Source organism: Desulforapulum autotrophicum HRM2, from assembly GCF_000020365.1.
In the GTDB taxonomy this organism is placed as follows: domain Bacteria; phylum Desulfobacterota; class Desulfobacteria; order Desulfobacterales; family Desulfobacteraceae; genus Desulforapulum; species Desulforapulum autotrophicum.
Genome location: NC_012108.1, coordinates 4,634,474 through 4,657,857, shown reverse-complemented (window position 1 = coordinate 4,657,857; position 23,384 = coordinate 4,634,474). Strand labels below are relative to the sequence as shown.

Annotated in this window: 21 protein-coding genes; 15 read left to right on the top strand and 6 right to left on the bottom strand. The window is 52.5% G+C overall.

Annotation, left to right across the window (positions count from 1 at the left end; all coding sequences use genetic code 11):
* The first annotated feature begins 13 nt into the window (after positions 1–13).
* The 6 genes from HRM2_RS26225 (at position 14) to HRM2_RS27835 (ending at position 10,261) form a co-directional block, all read left to right on the top strand.
* Positions 14–4,813, top strand: a complete 4,800-nt coding sequence (locus HRM2_RS26225) for an FtsX-like permease family protein (protein ID WP_015905940.1) — start codon at positions 14–16, stop codon at positions 4,811–4,813.
* Positions 4,806–6,797, top strand: coding sequence for a DUF6785 family protein (locus HRM2_RS20460; RefSeq protein ID WP_202944668.1), 1,992 nt, complete (start codon positions 4,806–4,808; stop codon positions 6,795–6,797). The genes HRM2_RS26225 and HRM2_RS20460 overlap by 8 nt, the downstream gene beginning before the upstream one ends.
* 95 nt (positions 6,798–6,892) lie before the next feature.
* The gene (locus HRM2_RS20455) at positions 6,893–8,851 is read left to right on the top strand and encodes an OPT family oligopeptide transporter (RefSeq protein ID WP_015905938.1); all 1,959 of its coding nucleotides are present in this window, start codon (positions 6,893–6,895) and stop codon (positions 8,849–8,851) included.
* A gap of 75 nt (positions 8,852–8,926) precedes the next feature.
* Positions 8,927–9,292 carry a SpoIIAA family protein gene (locus HRM2_RS20450; RefSeq protein WP_015905937.1) on the top strand — a complete coding sequence of 122 codons (366 nt, stop codon included), beginning with the start codon at positions 8,927–8,929 and terminating at the stop codon, positions 9,290–9,292.
* A gap of 94 nt (positions 9,293–9,386) precedes the next feature.
* On the top strand, positions 9,387–9,902 hold the full coding sequence (locus tag HRM2_RS20445) for an O-acetyl-ADP-ribose deacetylase (RefSeq protein WP_015905936.1): 516 nt from the start codon (positions 9,387–9,389) through the stop codon (positions 9,900–9,902).
* A 59-nt stretch (positions 9,903–9,961) separates the two neighbouring features.
* Positions 9,962–10,261, top strand: a complete 300-nt coding sequence (locus HRM2_RS27835; RefSeq protein ID WP_232364089.1) for a hypothetical protein — start codon at positions 9,962–9,964, stop codon at positions 10,259–10,261.
* Between the two features lie 24 nt (positions 10,262–10,285).
* On the opposite strand, the gene HRM2_RS20440 is transcribed toward HRM2_RS27835, so the two are convergent.
* Positions 10,286–11,626: an IS91 family transposase gene (locus HRM2_RS20440; protein ID WP_041273405.1), complete on the bottom strand. Its 1,341-nt coding sequence runs from the start codon at positions 11,624–11,626 to the stop codon at positions 10,286–10,288.
* Positions 11,627–11,953: 327 nt separating this feature from the next.
* Entirely contained in the window at positions 11,954–12,103 is a 150-nt protein-coding gene (locus HRM2_RS27830) for a hypothetical protein (RefSeq protein WP_232364088.1), read from the bottom strand.
* Between the two features lie 119 nt (positions 12,104–12,222).
* Between HRM2_RS27830 and HRM2_RS20435 the strand changes: the two genes are divergently transcribed.
* Positions 12,223–12,600: a histidine kinase dimerization/phospho-acceptor domain-containing protein gene (locus HRM2_RS20435; protein WP_015905933.1), complete on the top strand. Its 378-nt coding sequence runs from the start codon at positions 12,223–12,225 to the stop codon at positions 12,598–12,600.
* A gap of 26 nt (positions 12,601–12,626) precedes the next feature.
* Positions 12,627–12,821: a hypothetical protein gene (locus tag HRM2_RS20430; RefSeq protein WP_015905932.1), complete on the top strand. Its 195-nt coding sequence runs from the start codon at positions 12,627–12,629 to the stop codon at positions 12,819–12,821.
* Positions 12,822–13,148: 327 nt separating this feature from the next.
* Here the strand turns inward: HRM2_RS20430 and HRM2_RS20425 are convergent, their stop codons facing one another.
* Positions 13,149–13,547, bottom strand: coding sequence for a PDC sensor domain-containing protein (locus HRM2_RS20425; RefSeq protein WP_015905930.1), 399 nt, complete (start codon positions 13,545–13,547; stop codon positions 13,149–13,151).
* Entirely contained in the window at positions 13,520–13,945 is a 426-nt protein-coding gene (locus HRM2_RS26715; RefSeq protein WP_232364087.1) for a methyl-accepting chemotaxis protein, read from the bottom strand. Before HRM2_RS26715 ends, HRM2_RS20425 begins: the two co-directional genes overlap by 28 nt.
* A 397-nt stretch (positions 13,946–14,342) precedes the next feature.
* Between HRM2_RS26715 and HRM2_RS20415 the strand changes: the two genes are divergently transcribed.
* A complete protein-coding gene (locus tag HRM2_RS20415) occupies positions 14,343–15,668 on the top strand; it encodes a PhoH family protein (protein WP_041274192.1) in 1,326 nt (441 codons plus the stop codon).
* 231 nt (positions 15,669–15,899) lie between these two features.
* Here the strand turns inward: HRM2_RS20415 and HRM2_RS20410 are convergent, their stop codons facing one another.
* Positions 15,900–16,718, bottom strand: coding sequence for a DeoR/GlpR family DNA-binding transcription regulator (locus HRM2_RS20410; protein WP_015905926.1), 819 nt, complete (start codon positions 16,716–16,718; stop codon positions 15,900–15,902).
* Between the two features lie 221 nt (positions 16,719–16,939).
* Between HRM2_RS20410 and HRM2_RS20405 the strand changes: the two genes are divergently transcribed.
* From HRM2_RS20405 to HRM2_RS25575, 6 genes are read left to right on the top strand one after another with little or no spacing between them, the layout of a single operon-like run.
* Positions 16,940–17,122 carry a hypothetical protein gene (locus tag HRM2_RS20405; protein WP_041273402.1) on the top strand — a complete coding sequence of 61 codons (183 nt, stop codon included), beginning with the start codon at positions 16,940–16,942 and terminating at the stop codon, positions 17,120–17,122.
* Positions 17,119–17,367, top strand: a complete 249-nt coding sequence (locus HRM2_RS20400) for a DUF5132 domain-containing protein (protein WP_015905924.1) — start codon at positions 17,119–17,121, stop codon at positions 17,365–17,367. The genes HRM2_RS20405 and HRM2_RS20400 overlap by 4 nt, the downstream gene beginning before the upstream one ends.
* Positions 17,368–17,385: 18 nt before the next feature.
* Positions 17,386–17,919: an HMA2 domain-containing protein gene (locus HRM2_RS20395; protein ID WP_015905923.1), complete on the top strand. Its 534-nt coding sequence runs from the start codon at positions 17,386–17,388 to the stop codon at positions 17,917–17,919.
* 42 nt (positions 17,920–17,961) lie between these two features.
* Positions 17,962–21,129, top strand: coding sequence for a cation-translocating P-type ATPase (locus HRM2_RS20390; RefSeq protein ID WP_015905922.1), 3,168 nt, complete (start codon positions 17,962–17,964; stop codon positions 21,127–21,129).
* Between the two features lie 12 nt (positions 21,130–21,141).
* Positions 21,142–22,173: a sodium:calcium antiporter gene (locus HRM2_RS20385; RefSeq protein WP_015905921.1), complete on the top strand. Its 1,032-nt coding sequence runs from the start codon at positions 21,142–21,144 to the stop codon at positions 22,171–22,173.
* 54 nt (positions 22,174–22,227) lie between these two features.
* Positions 22,228–22,803: a tetratricopeptide repeat-containing protein gene (locus HRM2_RS25575; protein WP_049770480.1), complete on the top strand. Its 576-nt coding sequence runs from the start codon at positions 22,228–22,230 to the stop codon at positions 22,801–22,803.
* Positions 22,804–22,927: 124 nt separating this feature from the next.
* Here HRM2_RS25575 and HRM2_RS20375 read toward each other — a convergent pair whose 3' ends face one another.
* Entirely contained in the window at positions 22,928–23,293 is a 366-nt protein-coding gene (locus HRM2_RS20375) for an HMA2 domain-containing protein (RefSeq protein ID WP_015905919.1), read from the bottom strand.
* Positions 23,294–23,384: the final 91 nt, after the last annotated feature.

Below are 23,384 nucleotides of genomic sequence, written 5' to 3'. Positions count from 1 at the left end.
AAAGAGGGGTGGGTTGAAACGATCTGCTGAAAAAAAACTGCTGTTTCTCGTGCTTGGTATAGCCTTAATGGCTGTTTCTGTGGCCCGGGTAAGTCTGGCCATGGAAGGTGGCAGGGCCTCGGATATCGCTTATTTCAGTCATGTGGTCAAGACCCTGGCAGGGTTTGGTGAAAGGCGAACCGGCACCCTGGGAGCTGAGGCGGCGGCCCGTTTCATCCAGACGGAGTTTGAACGATCAGGCGTTGAAGCCCGGGGGATTCACACCTTTTCCCTGCCTGCCGTTACCGGTACCCATGCAACCCTCACCCTCCTGGACACGGGCAGGACCTCCCGGCTGACCCCTTTTCTGGGGAACGTGATCTCTCCGCCGTTTATTGGCCATTCCGGCCTGACAGCCCCCCTTGTTTATGTGGGCCAGGGAGAGTTTGGTGATTTTAACAACAAACCCATCGCAGACAGCTGTGTGCTTATGGACCTTGATTCGGGCAAAAACTGGATCAACGCCCTGGCCCTTGGGGCAAAGGCGCTGATTTACCTGGGGCCAGAAAGCGCCAACCGCTTTGTCTATGAAGACAAGATGGAATTGTCACCTGTGGATTTTCCCCGTTTTGTCATGGCGCGTACCCAGGCTGAAGCGCTGTTTGGTTCCCTTGATCTGCTTGGCCGGACCCAGGCCATGACCCGGGTTCGCCTTGATTCGGATTTTGCCTGGAACCCTGTCCATGGCAAAAACATCTACTGCCTGGTGCCTGGCGGCGATCTTGGATCGGAAATCGTCGTGGTTGAAGCCTTTTACGATGCTCCTGCCTTTGTGGCAGGCAAATCTCCCGGGGCTGACCAGTCCTGTTCCCTGGCCACCCTGCTCAGCCTTGCCCGTTATCTCAAGGATCATCCCCCCCGGCGGTCGATCCTGCTTGTGGCAACGGCGGGTCATGGGGAAAGCCTTGCCGGCATGCGGGAGATGGTCTGGAGTCTCAGGGAAAAGAAGCGTGTCCTCAAGGCCATGGTCAAGGACCTTGACGGGATCATTGACGCATCTGGCCAGGCCCTTGCCGACCTGGTTGCCTTTCAGGGTGTGTCTGATCCGGACAAGGCGACTGTGTTGAAGATTCTCGGTCATGTGGCAGAGGATGCCAGGGCCCGGGTGGAAGTCCTGAACGGGCAACTCATGGCCTTAAGGCGTGCCGGGTCTGACCGGGCCGATCTGATTACCTCCCTTGCCAACGAACGCATGGCCTTAAAGCAGCTCATGTGGAAGTCCAATGAAACGGCCCTTGTGCCCCGGGATCTTGAACGGGTGGTCAAGCTTGTGCCCAAGGCCATCCTCAGGTTGGAACAGCGGATTTCAGACAAGAAAAATCAGCGCAAAAACCTGAAATCGGCCCTGAATCTCAAGGACCTTGTTGACAGCGACAGGGTGAGCCTGTTTGTTTCCCTTCATCTGTCAAGCCATGGTGACGGGATCGGCGCCTTTAACCAGGGCGGGTTCTATCCCATCAAGGAGACCATCAACCCCTATCCCTCCTATGCCCGGTTGGACGAGGAGCTGGCCGTGGCCGGCAGAATCCTGGACAAAAACCTTGTTTTGCCGGGTTTTCTCAAGGACACCCTTCGCCCGGGCTTTCGACGCTCCTGGGAGAGCTATCTTGTGGACCGCCCGGCCCTGGGGGGCGAGGTAAGTCAGCTTGGGGGATTCCTTGGCATCACCCTTGCCACGGTCAATGATGCCCGCCCGGCCTGGGGAACCCCGGATGATGGTGTCGACCGTGTTGACCTTGCCGGGGCAGCGGCCCAGGGCCAGTATGTCCAGCAGCTTATTGCACAGGTTGCCCAGGTCCCTGAACTTGCAACGAATCGGGGGTTGAAGAACGGTTTTGCCACCATCCAGGGCAGGGCCAACTCCCTTCGTTTTGGCGAGGTGTTTGCCGATGAGCCATCAACCGGGGCAGTGGTGATGTCGTTCCAGGGCGAGGCAATTCACCATGCAATGGTGGATGGGACGGGTGATTTTTACATCAAAGGGGTGGCCGATAAGAAACACTCCCTGCACAAGGTGATCATTGAGGGGTATCGGTTTGACCCTGAAACGGGCAAGATCAACCTGGCCGTTGACAAAAAACAGACCTCAAAGGACGGGTATCGGGTTAAGGTGAGCCGCCTTTCCACCCGGACCGATCTTGTGATGTTTCCCTGCGCCCAAACCACCCTTGTGAACCTTTTGGAACCACGGAACTTTGACTACATGACCAAGATCCAGGTGCTGGACGGCAGGCTTGAAGCCCCGCCCATCCGCTATTGGTACAGCCGCATCGACACCAGGGAATCGACCCTGTGTTCGGTTTTTCTTGCACCTGGAACTCCCCTTAAGCTGACCCTTTCAGACTCGTTGCTCACAAAGAAGCTGATTCTGACCCATGCCGATCCCGTCCATCCCCAGGGAAAGGGGTATCTTATTGACGATTATCCTTTGATCGCCCCGACCCAGTTCCTTGCGGCAGGGGACATGTGGGCACTGTTGAATCCCAGGATCGATAACCTGGAAGAAAAGGGGATCAACAACCAGAAAATAAGGGATCTGCGGGCCAGTGGAAATCTTGCCCTTGACCAGGCCAGACAATGGTTCGAGGCCGGGGTGTACGACCGGTTTTTTTCCGCGGCCGCAACCTCCCTGGCCCTTGCCGGCAGGGTCTACCAGCATGTGGAATCCGTGCAAAAGGATGTGCTGTTCGGGGTGTTGTTCTACATTGCCCTGTTCATACCCTTTGCCTTCTGTTTTGAGCGTTTTGCCTTTGGGTTCAGCAATATCTACAAACGGATCATTGCCTTTCTTTCTATTCTCATCGGGCTGATCGCCATCATCTATAATGTTCACCCGGCCTTTGACCTTGCCTACTCGCCCGTGGTGGTAATCCTTGCTTTTTTTATCCTTGCCCTGTCGGCCCTTGTGGCATGGATCATTTTTCTAAGGTTTGAAGAGGGGATCAAGAACGCCCGGCAGGCCCTTCCGGAAGAGAACGAGATCGGTTTGATTGCCGCATTTTCCGCATCGTTTTTCATGGGGGTGACCAATCTTCGACGGCGGCGGCTCAGAACCATCCTCACCTGCACCACCCTGATCATCCTCACCTTTACCGTTATGAGTTTCACCTCGGTCAAAAATATCCGCCATCATTCCCGCATGGTGTTTGGCGCCCTTGCCCCCTACCATGGCATGCTCGTGAAAAAGCTGGACTGGAACCCCCTTGCCGAGCCCGCCGTCACAAGTCTTGGGACGGCCTTTGAAACCCGCCATGGGTTTACAGCCCGGGCCTGGCTCGGGACGGACGATAGAACCCGGGCCATGTCGGTTCCCCTGAAATTTAAAAACAACACGGCCCAGGCCCACGGGGTGATCGGTCTGTCCCCCCAGGAACCGGTGATCTCAGGTTTTGGTCGCCAGGGCATAAAGGGGCAATGGTTTGCCAAGGATGACCCCTATACGGTGATGATCTCAGAAACCATGGCCAAAAGCCTTGGCCTTGATTTGAAAGAGATCGGCAGGGCAACCATCAAGATCTGGTCCATTCCCTTCAGGGTCGTTGCCGTTTTCAACGAACGGACCTTTGACGATTTCAACGACCTTGACGGCGAACCCCTGAGCCCGGTGATCTTCCCGGACGAGGTGTTCCAGCAGACCAGCGAGGCTGAAATGGAGGCCATGGAGTCGGGCCAGGAGATCAAAACTTTCCAGAGCCGTTACCGCCACCTTGGGTTTGACCGAACCATCATCATCCCCCATGGCACCCTTGTCTCCATGGGCGGCCATTCGGTGTCCGTTGCCATGAACGCTAGAGGGGACGTTAAAACCGTGGGCAACAATTTTGTGGACCGGTTCGGGCTGTGGCTCTTTTCCGGGGAAAAAAACGGGGTTTATCTCTACAGCGCCAGCGACACCCTTGACTACAGCGGCATTTCCAACATCCTTGTGCCCATTCTCATCTCCATCTTCATTGTTCTCAACACCATGATCGGAAGCGTTTACGAGAGAAAGCCTGAGATCGCCATCTACACCTCGGTGGGCATGGCACCCTTGCATGTTTCGATCCTCTTTGTAGCCGAGGCCATGTCCTATGCGGTTTTAAGTGTTGTTCTCGGCTATCTTCTGGCCCAGACCGTGGCAACGGTGTTTGCCGGGACCCCCCTTCTTGCGGGCATCACCGTCAACTACTCGTCCCTTGCCGGGGTGGGGGCCATGGCCATGGTCATGGGGGTGGTGCTGGTATCGGCCGTGTATCCGTCCAGGGTTGCGGCCGCCATCGCCATCCCGGATGTTGAAAAATCCTGGAAACTTTCGATCACCAAGGGAGATCAGATGACCGTTGACCTTCCCTTTCTCATGCACGGCAATGATGAGGTCAGTGCGGCAGGTTATCTGTTTGACTATTTTGATGCCCACCGGGAGATTTCCCAGGATGTTTTTACCTCAGATAATCTTGGGGTTATACGCTCTGTGGATTCGGCCACCCACAATTTTTCCATCTGCTTCAGGGCCTGGGTCTCGCCCTTTGACCTGGGGTTAATGCAGGATGTCTCCCTGATTTTCAACGAAAGTCAAACCCAGAAGGGTTATGTCTCCATTGTCATGGAGATCACCCGCAGGGCAGGAGAACACAACGCCTGGGCCCGTGCCAATCAGCGGTTTGTGAATGGCATCAGAAAGAAACTTCTGGTCTGGCGATCCCTGGACCGGGAGAACAAAGAGCAATGGCGTACTTTTTTCGGCTCCCTTGACCAGAGCGAGAGCCAGAACCAGAGGAGGATACAAGGTGACTGATCCTGTTCCATCCCATGTGATCCGTCCCAGGGCCTATATTGTCGGGATTTTTTTTGCAATCATCATCTGCGCCCTGACCCCCTTTAATAATGTGGTTCGCGGGGCAACTCCCCTGGGCGGTGGTTATTTTCCCCTGGCACCCTTTTACATTCTGGTGTGGATGACAGTATTGACAACCCTTGCCCGGCGGATCTTTCCCGGCCGGATTCCCATGACAGGCCTTGAGCTGATCTTTGCCTGGATGCTCATGGTGCTAGTGGCGGGCATTGCCTATACCGGGTTTGCCAGGACCTTTTTCATCAATATCACAGCCCCCCTCTACTTTGGCGCCAACGAGCCCGGGTGGCAGGCGACCCTGTCGCCCCTGCTGTCCGACGCCCTTTTTCCCAAGGATCAGGCCGCAGTTGACATGCTCTACAACGGCATTGAAGGCGGTCGGAACATGGGATGGCTGGCCCTTGCCGCCGCCGTTCCCTGGAAGGCCTGGATCCGGCCGTTTTTATCCTGGGGCCTGTTCATGATCTGCGCCTATTTTATGTTGCTCTGCCTTGTCAACCTGATCAACCGCCAGGCAACCACCAACGAGCGGATGAATTTTCCCCTTCTTATTCTGCCCAAGATGATGGAACAGGCCGTTGATGAGAACCGGGTGGGGAGTTTTTTTGCCAACCGGTTTCTTCTGGCAGGCATTGCCATACCCGTGTTTCTCCATGGGCTCAACGGGCTCAACTTTTATTTTCCCTGGGTGCCCCAGATCAACACCCTGGCCCTTGCCGGGTCCTATTTTCCCAAGCAGGGCCTGTTTGCAGGGTTTGTCAAGCTCAAGCTCTACTTTTACCCGGCCTTCATCGGGTTTGCCTACCTTGCCTCAAAGCAGGTGTCTTTTTCCTTCTGGTTTTTTTTCCTTGCCGGGGCTCTGTTCACCGGCATACTCCAGGTGACCGGCAACAGCTTTCCCGCCTCCGAGCTTGGCATCACCTTTGGCCCCACCCTTTCAAGGCCGGAAGAGACCCAGATGATCGGGGCATTTATCGTATTTTTCTTCTTTCTGGTCTGGCTTGCCCGGTTTTACATGAAAGAGGTGGCAGAGCACGCTTTTTTTGTTAAACACGGCCCGACCCCCTGCGTCCATGAGCGGACAGACAGGATGGTGTTCTGGGGAACGTTGCTGGCTTTTTTTATCCTGGTTGCCTGGTTCATGTTCCATGGGATGACCTTTGTGGCCGCTGTGGTGCTGCTCGTATTCTCCCTCATGTTCATGATGGTGGCCACCCGGGTGGTCTGCCAGGGCGGGGTCACCTATTTCACCCTGACCGTGGCACCCCTGGATGCCATCAACACCCTTATGGGGCTTCGGATTTTTTCAGACATCGGCCTTCTGGTGGCCGGGGTCACACAAAAGGTGATGTTCGTGGATCTCAGGGAGTCGGTGATGCCGTCGATTCTCCATACCCACAGGGTGGCAAGGCAGTCCCGCTCCCACGTCACCATCGCAGGCGCCGTGTTTTTCTCCATGGTGATCTGTCTAATGGTTTCGGCCGTTGCCATGATTCTTGTCTGTTACCGTTATGGCATTCGGGAACTCTCCCTTGACTGGGCCACAAGGACCACGGTTTCGGTTTACAACAATATTGTCCCGCTCTTGCATGATGCCCCGGGCCAGGGCGACTCCATCCGGATGTTTGCCCTTGTGGGGGCCGTGATCATGGCCGCTCTTCTGGTCTGCTACCAGCGGTTTTACTGGTGGCCGCTCCATCCCATCGGGTATCTCATGGTCTACAGCTCGGCCATGAAGATTTTGTGGCTGAGTTTTTTCATCGGCTGGATTTTCAACACCCTCTGCCTTCGGTATGGCGGAGTGGCTCTTTACAAGCGCATGCGTTATTTCTTTGTGGGGTTTATCATGGGCGATTTTCTCATGGGCGGCACCTTTGCCATCATTGGATTCTTTACCCAGACCGGCTACCAGGTGCTGCCCGGATAGTCCACAATGGTTTCAGGAGAACATTTCATGGGCCATGGCCTTAAAAACAACAGCAGGCAACGCCTGACCCCCACCGGGACCCAATAGGAGAGAGGATGTACGAGGACAAGGAACTCCAGGAATACCGGGATCTGATGAAGGTGCCCGATACGTTTGAGGAGGGGTTTAACTGGAAGAGCGTGGTCGGGGCCGTGTTCATCGGGTTTCTCATGATGCCCGGCAGCATGTATCTTCAGCTTGTCATCGGAACGGGTATCGGGCCTGCGGCAAGGTGGGTGACCATTATTTTATTTGCCGAGATTGCCAAGCGGGCTTACTCTGAGCTCAAACAGCAGGAGATCTTTCTTCTCTACTACATGGCGGGCGCTGCCATGGCATCCCCCTTCCAGGGACTTTTGTGGAACCAGTACCTTGTTGGTTCGGATGCGGCCAGGATGCTTGGCATCACTGAGTTCATCCCCTCGTGGATCGCTCCCCATGCCGGGTCTGAATCCCTTGTGGAGCGTACCTTTTTCCACAGGGACTGGTTGGTCCCCATCCTGCTGCTGGTGGGGGCCCAGATTATCCAGCGGGTGGACCAGTTTGGCCTGGGTTATGCCCTTTACAGGATCACATCCGACGTTGAAAAGCTCCCCTTTCCCATGGCCCCGGTGGGCGCCCTTGGCACCATGGCCCTGGCAGAATCTGCCGAGGACAAGAAAAAGAGCTGGAAATGGCGGGTTTTTTCCATTGGGGCCGTGATCGGTTTTTTGTTTGGGGGAGTTTACGTCATTCTTCCGACCCTGTCGGGGCTGATTTTTACTGAACCCATCCGGCTTATTCCCATTCCCTGGATCGAGCTGACCCGGCACACTGAAGGGATTCTTCCCGCCGTTGCCACGGGCATTCAGCTTGATCTGGGCCTGGTGTTCATCGGCATGGTGCTGCCCTTCTGGGCAGTGATCGGCGGATTGATCGGGCTTGTGATCACCATTGTGGCCAATCCCATCCTCTACCACCACGGTGTGCTGACCAAGTGGCATCCGGGCATGGGAACGGTGGAGACGGTGTTTGCCAATAATCTGGATTTTTACATGAGCTTCGGCATCGGGCTCGGGCTTTCCATTGGTCTCATTGCCCTGTGGCAGGTGTTCCGTTCGTTCAAGGGAGGAGCCCGGCCCAGGGGAAGTCTCAGGGACCTTTTGCACCCCCCAAAGGGCAGGGGCGATTTTGACATCCGCATCGCCATTGCCATCTATGTGGTTTCAACCCTTTCCTATGTGGGGCTGTGCATGATCCTGGTGCCCTCGTTCCCCTGGATCTTTTTCCTGGTGTATGGGTTTGTATACACCCCGGTTATTTCCTACATCACGGCACGCATGGAGGGAATTGCCGGCCAGTTTGTCTCCCTTCCCCTTGTGCGGGAGGCAAGTTTTATTGCCGGGGCAAAATACTTTGGTTACAGCGGGATCGAGATCTGGTACGCCCCCATTCCCATGCACAACTATGGCGAGGCCACGGTCAACTTCCGCCAGATCGAGCTTACCGGAACAAGTTTTCGGGGGATCATCAAGGCCGAGTTTGTGGTGTTTCCCGTGGTCATGATCGCAAGCCTGCTCTTTTCCCAGTTCATCTGGCGCCTGGCCCCCATTCCCTCTGCAAGTTATCCCTACGCCCAGGAATTGTGGCACCTCCAGGCCCTGAACACCCTGTTGATGCAGACCTCGACCCTGGAGGGCAATTCGCTTTTCTACCAGGCCCTGAATGCAGTGACCGTTGGCTCCGGCGTGGTGTTCGGTGTTGTCGCCTACGCCATCCTGAGCATTCTCGGGCTTCCCATCCTTCTTGTGTACGGGGTGGTCCGGGGCCTTGGCCAGAGCACTCCCCACGGCCTTATCCTGGAGGTGACAGGGGCCTTTCTCGGGCGGTTCTATTTTTTAAAACGGTATGGAAAAAATTGGCGTCAATACGCCCCTGTTCTTCTGGCCGGCTTTTCCTGCGGCATGGGCCTTACCGGCATGATGGCCATGGGGTTTACCCTGATCCTGAAATCCCTGGGCCGCATGGCGTATTAGAAAGTATATGGGGCAACGGTTTTGCCTGGCTGCCGGCAGAACCAGGCGCAACAATCAGCATAAAGGAGCGTAGAAATGTTTAAAGTCACACGGGTGAATGAAAACCGCCTGGACATCGAGATGAGTGGACGATTGGATTCAGCGCTGATGGAGAAAGCCTTGGACGAGTTGGTTGATAAGTCCGAAGGTATTGAAAAGGGCAGGATGCTCTATGATATCGTGGATTATAACCTGCCGTCATTTGGGGCAATCGGTATTGAGCTGTCACGATTTCCCTCGATGTTTGCCCTTATGAAAAAATTTGATCGCGTTGCTGTTTTAACGGACGAAGCGTGGTTGAAAATGGCAAGTGAAATTGAAGGTGCGCTGTATCCAGGCCTGGAAATAAAGGCTTTTGCCAGAGACCAGAAAAAGGCGGCAGAAGCCTGGTTTTCGAGCTGATTTGAGCGCCTGGTAAAGGGGCAACTGTCTGACCGGGAGAATGAAGTCCTGGAAAGCATGTCGTTAACAGAACCCACACACGGAATAGAAGGATATGGATAACATAAAAATTGTCCAGGGAGATATTACCCTGGCCGCTGTAGATGCCATTGTCAATGCCGCCAATTGCGGGATGCTTGGGGGCGGCGGGGTGGATGGAGCGATTCACAGGGCTGCTGGCCCTAAACTGCTCGAAGCATGTAAAAAGGTTCCCCTGGAAAACGGAATTCGCTGCCCCACCGGGGAAGCAAGAATTACTCAAGCCGGAAATCTCAAGGCAAAATATGTCATCCATACTGTGGGACCCAGGTATGGAATTGACAAAGACCCTGAAAAGCTTCTCTCTTCTGCATATCAGAATAGCCTGGATCTGGCGCTGTCCCACGGGTGTCAATCAATTGCCTTTCCTGCCATTTCCTGCGGGGTTTATGGATATCCCCCCCGGGATGCCGCCGGAATTTGCCTTTCAGTGTGCAAACGGCCGGCGTATCGATCATTGATGAAATATTTTTATCTGTTCAATGACAAAATAATGGCCATCTGGGTGGCCGCGTTTGACCACCCGGAATAACCGGCATGCCCCCTTTTTAAAGGAATATGAAAATCAGGGCTTGGTCATCTTTTCGGCCAATGAGAAATTTATCCAGGCGGGTCAGGCTTGCATTATTGACACTTTTAAGGGATAGGGATAGGGATAAGAACTTGCTTTTAGGGATAAGAACTTGCTTTTTGTTAAAGAAAGTATTGAATATCCCAAAAGTTAAAAAATATACTCCTCCCCTGATACAGGGCACAACATGTTGTGCTTGTATCAGGGGATGTCAGCTTAAGTCAAGACAAAAATCAAGATCAAAAAAGCAGGCAGGAAATAGTTTCAGATTTTTAAAAAAATTCCAGAATAGAGCGAATTTTGAGTATAGGTCACCGTAATCCCTCAATCCAATTTCAAAAAAATCAATACCAGTGCTCTAATTCCGGAATCATAGAGTCTGTCTCATCACAGACCAGTTCAAGGATATAATCTGGAACCTTTTGCGGCGGCGGGTCATGATTGCGGACATCCCAGAGATCAAGGTGGCGCAGTATCTTTTCAATGACATCAAGTTCTTCGATAAAGCTGATGATTTTCATTTTACCCTGGCATTTGGGGCACACAAGCGGATCAACTTCATAAATTTTCTGGATCAGGCGTGCCCAGTTCTGCCGTGATTCTTTGGAGGACAGATCATTTGGCATAACGGCAGGAATGGTATCATCCGTACCAGTCTTTTTTCTCATCCCTCGGGATTTGTTCGAATAAAAACCGTAGTACCTAACCGTCTGCTCATATCTTCCGGGAATATGGGTCACCAGGCGAGCCAGCCAATCCAGTGCATTAAAAACTTTCCGGGACTTTCTGTCTTTTGATGTGTAGACCACTTTGGCAACACCATCTGCTGAGTCTTCAGCCGGGACATAGACCATTCGTTCCTGGGAGAAACAGGCACGGATAATATAGCGTGCCAGGTTGCCAAGACCGGTTTTGTCTGAAGGCGTTATCCTATCACCGATATAAACATGGAAACCGCTATGGCGCCATGAAAGCATATTCTCAATGACGGCATCATTAATTTTTCCCTCTTTCTTGAGCATTTTCAGCACCTCATACTGGAAAATTTCTTCCAGATCTTCCAGTATAAAACCTGGGGCAGTTTTAAAACTGCCATCATCGAGAAAACAGCCGTCAGTGGTTATAGCATGCAGGTGAGGATTGAAATTTAAAAAATCTCCGTAAGTCTGGACTGCGATACTAGCACCAGGAACGGCAGTATCATCGGAAACAACGGATTTAAGATATGCATTCATCACCTTCCAGGCACAAATCGACAATTTTGCCAGCAGTTTTCGGTCATACAGAAAATAAATCCGCAGCCGTTTGGGAATACTGAAAACCCACTGCCGATGAGGGACATCTTTCAGCACCTCCGCCAACAGCCACTCACCATATTCAATTACCCGTTTCTGATGGCAGGATGGACAGAACTGCCGCCGTTTGCAAGAAAAAGCCAATAAATACTCATGACCACATTCTTCACAACGCACCCTGGCAAATCCCATATGGAGATCACCGCAGTCGAGATATCTATAAATCACAGTCATGACGTATGTCCGCCAGAAACCGTACCGGGATGCATATATATCATCCCATGCCCTTTCCAGCTCTTCAAAATGATTTTCGACACACTTGTAATATGCGCTTGCCTTAGGATTGCGCTGCTGGTAAACATTAAGATTATATGTTGCTGACTGGGCCATGAGCAAACCAATAATAATGATAAACTTTTCGTGTATAGCTGGTTGGGAATTAAGACCTGGAAATAGATGATATGGTATTTGTTGAATTTATGCAACAATATGATGAAAAAATTAAACAAAAAACTGTAAGACTTTCAACAAAAACATGCTGCGGGTGAACCGCAGATGTTATAGTTCACGGCGGCTGCGCCGCCGTGAACCGCGGTGCTGACTAAAGTCCAGCTCCTTGCCCAGGCGCCTTGCGCCTGAATCGGGTAGCCGGGGGTTTTAATCCCCCAGCCCCCACAGCACCCTGCATGCGGGTCCGCACAGGGCGCTTCACCAATTTTACCTGGCCGTGGCCGGGTAATGAATGTTCACCCACTGTTCTTTGACAGAGATTAACCCCTGCTCCGATAGCCATTTATTGGTCATGCCGGATTGTGCTGCCATGGTTCTGGAAAGATGCCATGGCCCTTTTCGGCTGAGTGCTGTCATAATGGCTTGTCTCTTGAAAGTACCTAATTTGAGAAGATTTCGGACTTTGGTACGGGTATAGCGCCACTGCTTCCAGTAACACATCCGTATCCGGCGGCGGAGCCATTCGTCTATTAAAGATGCTTTCCCTGGGAGGCCTTGCCGCAGGCATGGCCCATGAGATAAACAATCCCCTTTCCTCTGTAATCCAGGCAAGCCAGGTGGTGAAAAACAGGCTGGGGTCATCACTTCCAAAAAACAAAGCTATTGCAGAAAAATTCGGCATATCCATGGAGGTCCTGGAAAACTATCTGGCGGACAGGAATATTCCTCAGATGCTGGATACCATCGCCGAATCCGCAAGCCGCACCGCCGCCATCATTGAAAACATGCTCAGTTTTGCCCGCAAGGGGGAGGGGGATTTTTCACCTGCGGACCTGGCCCAATTGATCAACAATACCCTGGAATTGTCCCAAAACGATTATAATCTGAAAAAAAATACGACTTCAGAACGATAAAGATCGTCAGGGAGTTTGATCCGGATATGCCCAAGGTACCCTGTGAAACCGGAAAAATTCAGCAGGTGCTCTTCAACATCCTCCAAAACGGATCCCAGGCAATGGCCTCCTTTGAAAACAAAGCTGAGCATATTCATTATCCGCCTTCCCTTGAAATCGCCATTACCATAACTTGCATCCATGTTTATATCGGGGTGAGGATTTTTGAAACGGTTTTGTAATTCACAAAAAGGAGATTTTCCCATAAAAAGAAACTGCAAACGGTCGCTCTAACCTGCTAAAATTGATATCCGGCCGCATAGACGGCTATATCAATGATAAAAACGCCATGCTCTGGGAACTAAAACGTCTCAAGGATAATGGCGAATATGATCCTTCTAAAGGAGAACTGGTGATTGCTTGTGATATCAGCAAAGAACAGGGCTACCTTGGATTCACCAACAGGGATAACGGTGCCTTTGGTTATAAGGATGATTTTATAAAACAATATATTGCCGTGATTAAAGAGATGAAGGCAAATGGCGAGATCGAGACTATTTTGAATTCTCCTAGGCCGCCTGGCCCAGTTCGGCCATGGAGTCTCTGGCGTTGGCCGCTGTTATCACGGCGATGAGGATGCTGATGTTTCTAAGGGCGTGGGCTCCGACCGTGATTTCATCCACCGGGACGGCCACGGCAATACCCCAGGCCATCCCGGTCCTGCCCGGGGTTATGGGGACAAATACATAGGCATTGGGCTTGCCGGTGATGGTGGACAGATGTTCTTCAATCGCGGGTTCTCCCAGGGTGATGCGGTCGAAGGTGGTCTGGAATACGAATTTCCTGACGTTCTCCCCCACCAGGTTTTTTTTCGGATGGGCAACCATGATTCCGGTTTCCGATATCAGGAAACCGTAACCGGTGGTATAGGGCTTGATCTTCAGAACCAGATCCCGCATGGCATCCATGGAAAAATCCACCCCGGTGACACCGATGACCCGGTTTTTATGATAAAGGAGCCTGCCAACCTTGTCCACAGGGGTGCCGCCATTACACCTTGAATCGGCCTACCAGCTTCTGGAGCTGGTGGGCGAGTTTTTGAAGATCTTCGGCGCTTAGATTGTTCCCTTACCGTGGCGTTCATCTCTTCCATGGCCGAGGCCACCATGTTGACGTTGGCCGCTGCAACGGAGTTCATGTTGGCGCTCATCTCCTCAGCAGCCGCAGCAACTGAGCAGGAGCGTTCCGACATGTTGTCCGAACCGCTGGAGATGGACTGGGAGAGGGAGACAAGAGAGTTGGCCGAGGTTCCAAGGCTGTCGGCATTTCCGGCGATACTTTTGATCATGTCCTGGAGGTTTCCCATAAAACGGGTAAAAGGACAAGCAGGATGCGTAGATTGTTTTTTAAAAATTTTCTAACCACTCAACTAACGCTGTGGCCGGCCTAATTATCCTCCAGACCATGTTGGAGGCGAACCGCTCCCCACTTTAGAGTACATTGCGCGCTTCGTTTTCTCGGAGCAGCCCCTTTTTCCTTTTGGATTTCAGCCTTGATGAATTTAAAATATAACCGGCATGGCCGGAGCGAGGTATGGCTCCGGCCTCAACAAATGATGAAACGCCTCTGTTTGCAATGCTTTGGCGAGGGTTTCATATAAACTGATTTAAAATCCTACTCTGACACAATGTTGATATTTTTTTTATTATGGGTGCCGTTAGATGCTTTGGCACCATGACAATAACAGAATCATCAGGGATGCCATGAAAAAAAAATTTATTCCGGACACCAACGTCATTCTCCACGATAGCGGCTGTATTCATCAATTCAAGGATAACAGTATCTGTATTCCCATCACTGTTATTGAAGAGCTGGATAAATTTAAAAAAGGGAATAATGTGATTCACTGCAATGCCAGAGATTTTCTACGAACCCTGGACGGCCTGTCCAGTGATTGTATGCTCACCAATGGCGGGGCGCCCATGGAAAACGGGGAGGGAACCATCTCCATCCTGCTGGATCTGCCCATGGATGAAAAGGTGAAAAGTAATTTCAACGGTATTACGCCGGATGTCAGAATTCTCAACATTGCCTATTGTCACGCCAGAACCCATGGGTTTGATAAGGTGGTACTGGTCACCAAGGATGTAAATTTGCGGTTGCGGGCCCGGTCCATGGGGGTGAAAACCGAAAACTATCAATCACAATATGTTAAAGATCCTTTAGATATTTACAGCGGCATGCAGGTGATAGAAAATATTAAACATGAGATGCTGGAACATCTTTTTCAGAAACCCTATGAATTGGACGTTTCAAATCTGCTCCAGGCCCCTTCACTGCTGGCCAATGAAAATCTCATCCTGAAAAACGGCTCAAGTTCAGCCCTGGCCTGCTTTGATGCAGGTCGGCAGACCATACGGCGGATTCAATCCCGGGTCTGCTATGGAATTAAACCCCGAAACTCGGAGCAGGCCTTTGCCCTAAATGCCATGCTCAATCCGGACATTCCCCTGGTGACCCTGTCCGGCAAAGCCGGCACGGGAAAAACCCTCCTTGCCCTGGCGGCGGCCCTGGAGACCCGTCGCAGTTACCGGCAGATCTTCATTGCCCGGCCGGTGGTGCCCTTAAGTAACAAAGATCTGGGATATCTGCCCGGGGATATGGCTTCCAAGCTGGACCCTTACATGCAGCCGCTTTATGACAATCTCGCCGTGCTGCAAAATCAGGCCAACACTCAAGGTGAGGGGCGTGCAAAACCCATTTCCCAGCTTCTGGAGGATGAAAAAATTGTGATTACCCCCATCTCCTATATCCGGGAACGAAGTATTGTTCGGGTTTTCTTCATCGTGGACGAAGCCCAGAATCTCACCCCCCATGAGGTGAAAACCATCATCACCCGGGCTGGGGAAGGAACCAAAATCGTATTTACAGGAGATATCATGCAGATCGACCACCCCTATCTGGACAGTCAGACAAATGGCCTTGCCTACATCATTGAAAAGATGAAGGGACAAAAACTCTACGCCCATATCAATCTTGAAAAGGGCGAACGATCTGAGCTGTCGGAACTGGCTTCCCAAATTCTTTAAAGAGGGGGACCATTTGAACTGTTTGCGATGCAGAAACCGATGCAAAGTGTCCTGTGTTCACCGGCATTGCCCGTCGATTAAACTGGCCGTTTCCCGATCCTGAACATGTGACCGGATCCGACAAGGAGAAATTTGAGCGGGTGAGGCCATCAGGGATCTCATCAAAGCTTCCATATCCGAATTTATCGCCTGAACGATTCCATCCGTCATAACGGTAATTGTCAATGGGGTTCATGGTGTGTTGCCTTGTCCACACACCATGAGCTGACCCCCGGAACGCCGGATCATGGAAGGGATAGGTTCGGGCGGTTTTCCGTCACAGAACACCTTGGTTGCCTCATCTATCTTTCCTCCCCGTACATGGGCGGCACGTCCGAATTTGGTTTGGTCCAGAACAAGATAGGCGCTGCGGCAGTTTTGCCGGATGATCTGCCGGACCTTGACTTCCTCTTCATGGAGATCCAGAAGGGTTCCATCTTCGTCAACCCCGGCCACCCCGTAGATGCCGATATCCACTTTATAGGCCTTGAACAGGGTTTCCATGCCGTCACCCATGACATCCCGTCCCGCGTTCCTGAGGCGCCCGCCTGCAATGGTTACATCAAAGGTCGGGTTGGCACAGGCCAGCATGGCAATGGTCATGTTGTTGGTGACGATCCGCAGGTGCCCATGGTCGAGTAACGCCTTGAATACAATCTCTGGCGTCGTACCAATGCCCAAGGCCACGGAAACTCTGTTGGGAACATGGCGGGCCACCTCCCGGGCAATGGCCTGTTTGGCATGGCTGTTAAGAATTTGTCTCCATGCATAGCTCAAGTTGCCCGGCATCTCCAGTTTCTGAACTCCGCCATGGGTCCGCCTTGCAATGCCGTGTTCGCACAGCAGGTTCAGGTCACGGCGAATTGTCTGGGACGTTACCTGGAAGTTTTGGGCAAGGACGTCCACACGGATGAAACCCCTTTGGCGGATCATCTCGGCCATCCGGGTCTGGCGGTCCGACAGGGAAAACCCTTTATCCGGGGAAAACGGGCTAAGCTGGATGGTGTTCATTTGAACCCTTTTTTGCATGAAATGGTTTTTCGCAATTGATTTATCCCTATAATATTTTCGTTTGATTTTTATTAGGGCGATATTCGGTTTCGGTTAGTTTTCAAATGAACATTACTGCGGTCGTCTTTGTGCGACCGTATTTATTGTAACCTAACGAAATTTTAACAAAAAAAAAATATTTGCTTGACACCCCCCCCCCCTATTTTAGGATGCTATCTATCTTGGAGATTGAAAATGTGTGCAGGAAAGAAAGAAATTTTTACCCAAACTTCCAGCTTTTTTTTGTTGTTTTAATAGCTGTTAAAAGCTGGGTTCAACCGGCAATTGCTGCCGGATGGTTTTTTGTAAAGATTCCATATGAATCTTTTCCATTATTATCTTTTTTAAAGGAGGTTGTGTCATGAAATATATCCCCAAAGGGCTGACTGCTGGAAACGTTGCCATTGGCGTTGGTGTTGTTCTTCTGGCTCCGATTGTGCTTCCCATTCTCGGCAGCGTGGCCAAACCCATTATCAAGTCGGTGATCAAAGGCACCCTGATCGCCTATGACGGTGTAAAGGTAACCATTGCCGAGGCCAAAGAATCCCTGGAAGACATTACTGCCGAGGCCAAGGCAGAGGTTGCGTCCAAAGCAACCGTGGAAGAGTGATTTTTCTTGGTGACTGACATGGAGATTTTACCTGAAGCAACAGTGACACATTGTATTAAAGGCCGTGTTCGGCTCAAGATCTTCGCAATTCCCTCCCCCAGGGAGCGTTATTTTAATAGAGTTTCGGAGACCCTGAGCCAGGCATTTAAAGATGGGTCTATCCGCATCAATTCTGTTACGGGAAGCCTGCTTTTGGAGTGTCCGGATCTTGATCTTGATTCCGTGGTCCGCCATGGGCAGAAGAACGGGCTGTTCCGACTAAACATCCATGGTAGTCAGGCCCCGGTCACTGTTGCCAGGGTAGCCAGAACCCAGATCAAAAGGATTGATGACGGTATTCGGAAACTCTCCTGCGGCATCCTGGATATGCCCGGTTCTGTTTTTGTCCTTTTGATCGCCCATGCCATGCGGGAGATCATGCGGGGAAAACTGGCGCTGCCCAACTGGTTCTCGGCCCTTTGGATTGCCTCCACTATCTACAACAGGGAATTTTACGGTCATGTCAGTGACGGCGTTCATGTCCACGATGACGGAGATTCCCATACGGCATGATCAATTGCCTGTTTAAAAGGTTAAAAAAGAGGAGTTGCTGAAATGGAGGTGCTGAAACCTGTTCATATCCGTATCCCAGGCAGGGCGCGTTACCGCGTGCCTGGACTGAAACGGTCGGAGACCTATAAAAACCGGCTCACGGTCCGGCTGGCATCCCTGAAGGGGGTCACACGCATTTCGGCCAGTTCCCTGACCGGAACCCTCCTGGTGCAGTATGATCCTGGTTTCAGTGCGGCGGAAATTTTCGGGATGCTCCAGGATGCCATTGCACAGATCACTACCCGGAACACCTCCCGGACAAAGGTCCATGACCATGGGCAGTATGTTGAAGAAACATCCGGTCCGGAAGATAAGTCCAGTGCCCGCAAAATCATGGACAAAATCCAGACGTTGATCCAGGGCCGGCAGAAATTATCGGAAGATGACTGGCACACCCGGCCGGGAAAAGAGGTTGCCGACCATTTTGGATCGGATCCGGGCCAGGGGCTTACCCAGGACAGTGTTCTTGCTAAACAAAGGGAGTTTGGCGAAAATGTGCTCCCCAGGACAGAGTGCCGGTCCAAGATTGAGATCTTTCTGGGTCAGATGAACTCCCTGCCGGTTTACCTCCTTGGTGCCGTGGCCGGCGTCTCCATTGCCATGGGCGGTGTCCTGGATGCGGTGATCGTATTCGGCGTTGTGGTGGCCAACGCTGCCATCGGGTACGTAACCGAAAGCAAAGCGGAAAAGAATATCGACGCCCTCAACGACCTGGTCCATCACATGGCCGAGGTGGTACGCAACGGCAAGCACGTGTTTATCCATGCGGAGGAGGTCGTGCCGGGCGATGTGCTGGTTCTGAAACCCGGTTCCTTTGTGCCGGCGGACAGCAGAATCATTCATGCATCCCAGCTGACCATAGATGAGTCCATGCTCACCGGTGAGAGCCTGCCGGTGGAAAAACATGCACGTTCTTTAAAAGAGGCGGATGTCGCCCTGGCTGACAGAAATAACATGGTGTATATGGGTACCTGCATCACGGGCGGCCAGGGGCTTGCCGTGGTGGTTGCCACCGGCAGACGCACGGAGATCGGCAGGCTGAAGGTTCTGCTCAATGAGACCCAGAAGACCCAGTCCCCCATCGAGCGGCAGCTGGATGCCATTGGTGACCAGCTGATCTACGGATGTCTTGCCGTGTGCGGTGGTGTGTTTGCCATGGGGCTTACCATGGGATTCGGTTTCCTCAACATGCTGAGGATGTCTATCTCCCTGGCTGCAGCGGCTGTGCCCGAAGGTCTTCCCTCCATTGCCACGGTCAACTTTGCCCTGGGCATCAGCCGGATGGAGAAGAACAATGTCATTGTCCGCCATCTGCCTGCAGCAGAAACCCTGGGGGCCATCCAGACCATCTGCCTGGACAAGACCGGAACCATCACCCTGAACCAGATGCGGGCAACGTCGATTTTTACCAATGAAAATTGGTTTTCCGTTGACAAGGGCACCTTGGTGTCATCCCGGGGTGTGGTAAAACCCACGGATATTCCTGAACTGGAAAAATTATATTCAGCCTGCGCCCTGTGCTGCGAAACCAAAATAAACGGAAGGTGCTCGGACGGAGGGCTGGATATCTCAGGATCAGCAACGGAGAGCGCCCTCACCGACCTTGTGGACCGGGCGGGCATTGATGTCAAGGGGCTCAGGAAACAGGCGCCACTGCTCGCTGTAAACCAGCGGTCCGAACGTCAGATTTTCATGAGCACCGTGCACAAGACCGGTGGGCAAGGACAGCGGCTTGTCATGGTCAAGGGAAGCCCCCTGGCTGTTCTTGAGCGGTGTGACTTTTACATGGCCGGAGGCCGTGAAATTCCCCTGACCCGTCAAGCAAGAATAGAGATTGAACAGGCCAATGGGTTCATGGCCAACAAGGCCTTGAGGGTGCTGGGGTTTGCCTGCCGAACCGTGGACACCGGAGAGGTGGAAAACCTGGAAGTCCGGATGACCTGGCTGGGCCTTATCGGGATGACAGACCCTCCCAGGGAAGGCATCAAGGAACTCATTGCCGAGTTTCACAGGGCAGGGGTCAGAACGGTCATGATTACCGGAGACCAGGAGATCAGCGCCCGGGCCATTGCATCCCAGCTGAACCTTTCAGGTGGATTGCCCCTGGAGATACTGGATGCCGCAGACCTGATCAACCTGGACGGTGAAGAACTGGTCAAGAGGGCCAAAAACGTTCATGTCTATTCCCGGGTCACCCCGTCCCACAAGCTCAAGATTGTCCGGGCCATCCAGGCCTCAGGGCAGACCGTGGCCATGACCGGGGACGGCGTTAATGATGGCCCTGCCCTGAAGGCGGCCGATATCGGCATCGCCATGGGAGGATCTGGAACAGACCTGGCAAGGGACGTTGCAGACGTGGTCCTGACCCAGGACAATCTGGAACTCCTGGCCGCATCCCTGGCAGACGGCCGGTGCATTTATCAGAACATCCGAAAATCAGTTCACTACTCCCTGGCCACCAACATCAGTGAGATCCAGCTCATGGCCACGACCATTGCCCTGGGCCTGGGATCGCCCCTGAACGTAATGCAGCTGTTGTGGATCAACATGATTTCCGACATCCTGCCGGGCTTGGCCCTGTCCCTGGAAAAACCTGAAGTCGACGTCATGGAGCTTGAACCCAGAAACCCTGCAGACCCCCTGTTCAGCAGCCGGGATTTCAGGACCATGTTCCTGGAGTCATCGGCCATCACTGGCGGCGCACTGGGAACCCTGCTCTATGGGATCTCCCGGCACGGGTCAGTTGCACAAGCCGGAGGGTTGGCCTTTCAGAGCCTGGCCATTGGTCAGCTGCTCCACGCAATCACCTGCCGGTCTGAAACCACCGGTATCCTGACCCGTAAAAAGCTGCCCCGAAACAGACCTCTGACCTGGGCCATGGTTTTTTCCCTGGCTGCCCAGGCCCTGACCCTGGCCCTTCCGCCCCTGCGCGGCCTTCTGGGGCTGTCAGCCATTACCCCCATGGACGGCCTGGTGATCGGCGCGGCTTCCACCCTGCCACTGATTGCAAACGAAGTGACCAAGGCCGTTCGACAGAGGCCCCTCCCAAGCCATGGGAAGCCGTCAGACAACGGAGAATCCCAAGAAACCGACACCCAAACCACCATGGACGATATCAGCAACCTGACCTTGGACGAAATGGAAGTCCGGTTTAAAACATTTTGCAATTAAGGGGGGGAGGCAATGGACGCATTTTTTATGGGGTACCTGTCATCCGCCGGCGTTCCGGTTCTGTTTATGACCATTGCGGCCTTGATTTATTTCCTTGGCAAAGGTGCTGACCTGCTCGTCAACGAGGCGATAACCCTTTCAGCAAGGCTGAAGATTCCCAGGGTATTGATCGGTCTCACCATTGTCAGTGTCGGAACGACCCTCCCGGAGGTGTCGGTTTCCGTGTTTGCAGCAATGGGCGGCAATCCTGAAATTGCCCTGGGCAATGCCGTGGGGTCCATTATTTGCGACACAGGATTGATCCTCGGTCTGATCACCCTGTGTTCCCCCATATCCCTGAAAAGCAATTGGATCAAGATGCAGGGTTGGGTTCAGCTTTTTGCCGGAGTCCTTTTGGTGGTCTCGTGTATTCCGTTTTTTGTCCCTGGTAATTTTCTTAAAACCGGCGGACACCTGCCCCAGGGCATGGGCATTGTGTTTCTTTTTCTTCTGGGTGTTTACCTGTGGGCTTCCCTGCACTGGCTCAGGGAGAAAACTTCCGATAATGGGGTTGAGGAAGATACCGGGAGCGATGGGACCCATGTTGCTGTGATTCTAGGCAAGATCATGCTTGGGTCGGGACTGGTCGTTACTGCGGCCCATTTTCTGATCCCCATGGTGGCAAAAGTGGCCATGGTTCTGCACATTCCCGAAGGGGTTATCTCGGCCACCCTGGTTGCCTTGGGTACCTCCCTTCCTGAACTGGTCACATCCATAGCCGCTGTCAGGAAAGGTTTTGGTGAACTGGCCCTGGGTAACATTATCGGCGCCAATATCCTGAATGTCCTTTTTGTTGCCGGCGCAGCGGCCAGTGTGACCCGCCAGGGACTGGCAGCGCCGGTTCATTTTTTTACAGTTTTATTTCCTGCCATGATCGGAACCTTGATCATTTTTGGCATGGGGGTTTACCTGTCCGGCAGTGTATTCAAAAAAACGTTCAGCATAATCCTGTTGACCATTTATGCCCTGGTAACCCTGTCAAGTTACCTGGGGGCTGCCGGATGACCAACAATCATATTCATCAGGGTACATGAATTTACCAGTATCCAAGGAGGTATCATGTTCTGGGTGTCAGTAACTCTTCTGGGTGTTCTGCATTATTGTTTTCACAAGGGCCGTCAACGCAATCCACCGTCTTTGGTAGAGGAGACTTCAGGGTCATTTCCTGAAACCTCACCGGCCGGCGGAGAGGCCCCGGCCGGCGTAGAGGTCCCGGCCGGTGGAGAGGCCCCTGCCGGCGACACTGGAGACAATGCCGAAAAAGCTTCCCAGGCCTCCCCCATGACCCTGGAAACGGAAACCGACCCCTGGGAGCGCCACGTTCTGTATACCCGTAGCATCGAGTCTGCCTACAAAAACAGAAAAGCCAGCAGTGAGGATCATGATCGGGCCATTGATTTGTCATACAAGTATATCAATGAGTTCCAGGCGTTGAAGCCGGTTGTGTTCGACAGAATAGGGGATCCCCCCAGATTGATTCCCGCCTTTAAAGTCCTGGCCATAATTCTGGAAGAAGATGGTGACTATGACAGGGCCGTGTCTGTCTGCGAGACTGCCTTGGCCAATGGTGTTGATGATGGAACCAAATCAGGATTTGAAGGCCGGATCCAACGAATTTTCGACAAAAAGGGGTAAGCCGGCTAGAGGAGTTATGGTGCGGATCCAACAAGAGGGTATTGAAACAGCACCATTGATACCAAGGGGGGGGAGTACCAGGAGGGGTGCAGCAGGTTCTGTATCAGGCAAGGTCCCTGCTGGGCTAAATAAGGGCTGCAATCAGTGAAAATCCGTTGGCTTCCAGCACCTGGCCAGCCAGCCATGATGCAGCGGTTTTTGTTATTTTCATGGCAACTTTTTCGTTGTTTATTCGTTTTTTTTGATTTTCGGCGACCAGCCTTGCATCAATGGTATACCCGTTGGCATTGAGAATATCCAGAAGGTGGGCGGAGGTTATGAGAGCCGGGTCGTACTCGACCACGGTGCTGCCTGTCAGGGCGTTACTTTTGACTTTATGAACTCCGTTGGCGATCAGGAGTTGACGGACCTCTTTGAGGCGCTCGGGATGGTTTTTAAGGTATTCTATTTTTACACGGAGTCTTCCAGGAATATCATGAATGAAGTACATGGTTTGTAAATCTCCTCATCAATCATGTTAATAATGCTCAGATACTGTCATCCTTTTTGAAAGAATTATAGACCCCATATGTTTGGTTTCT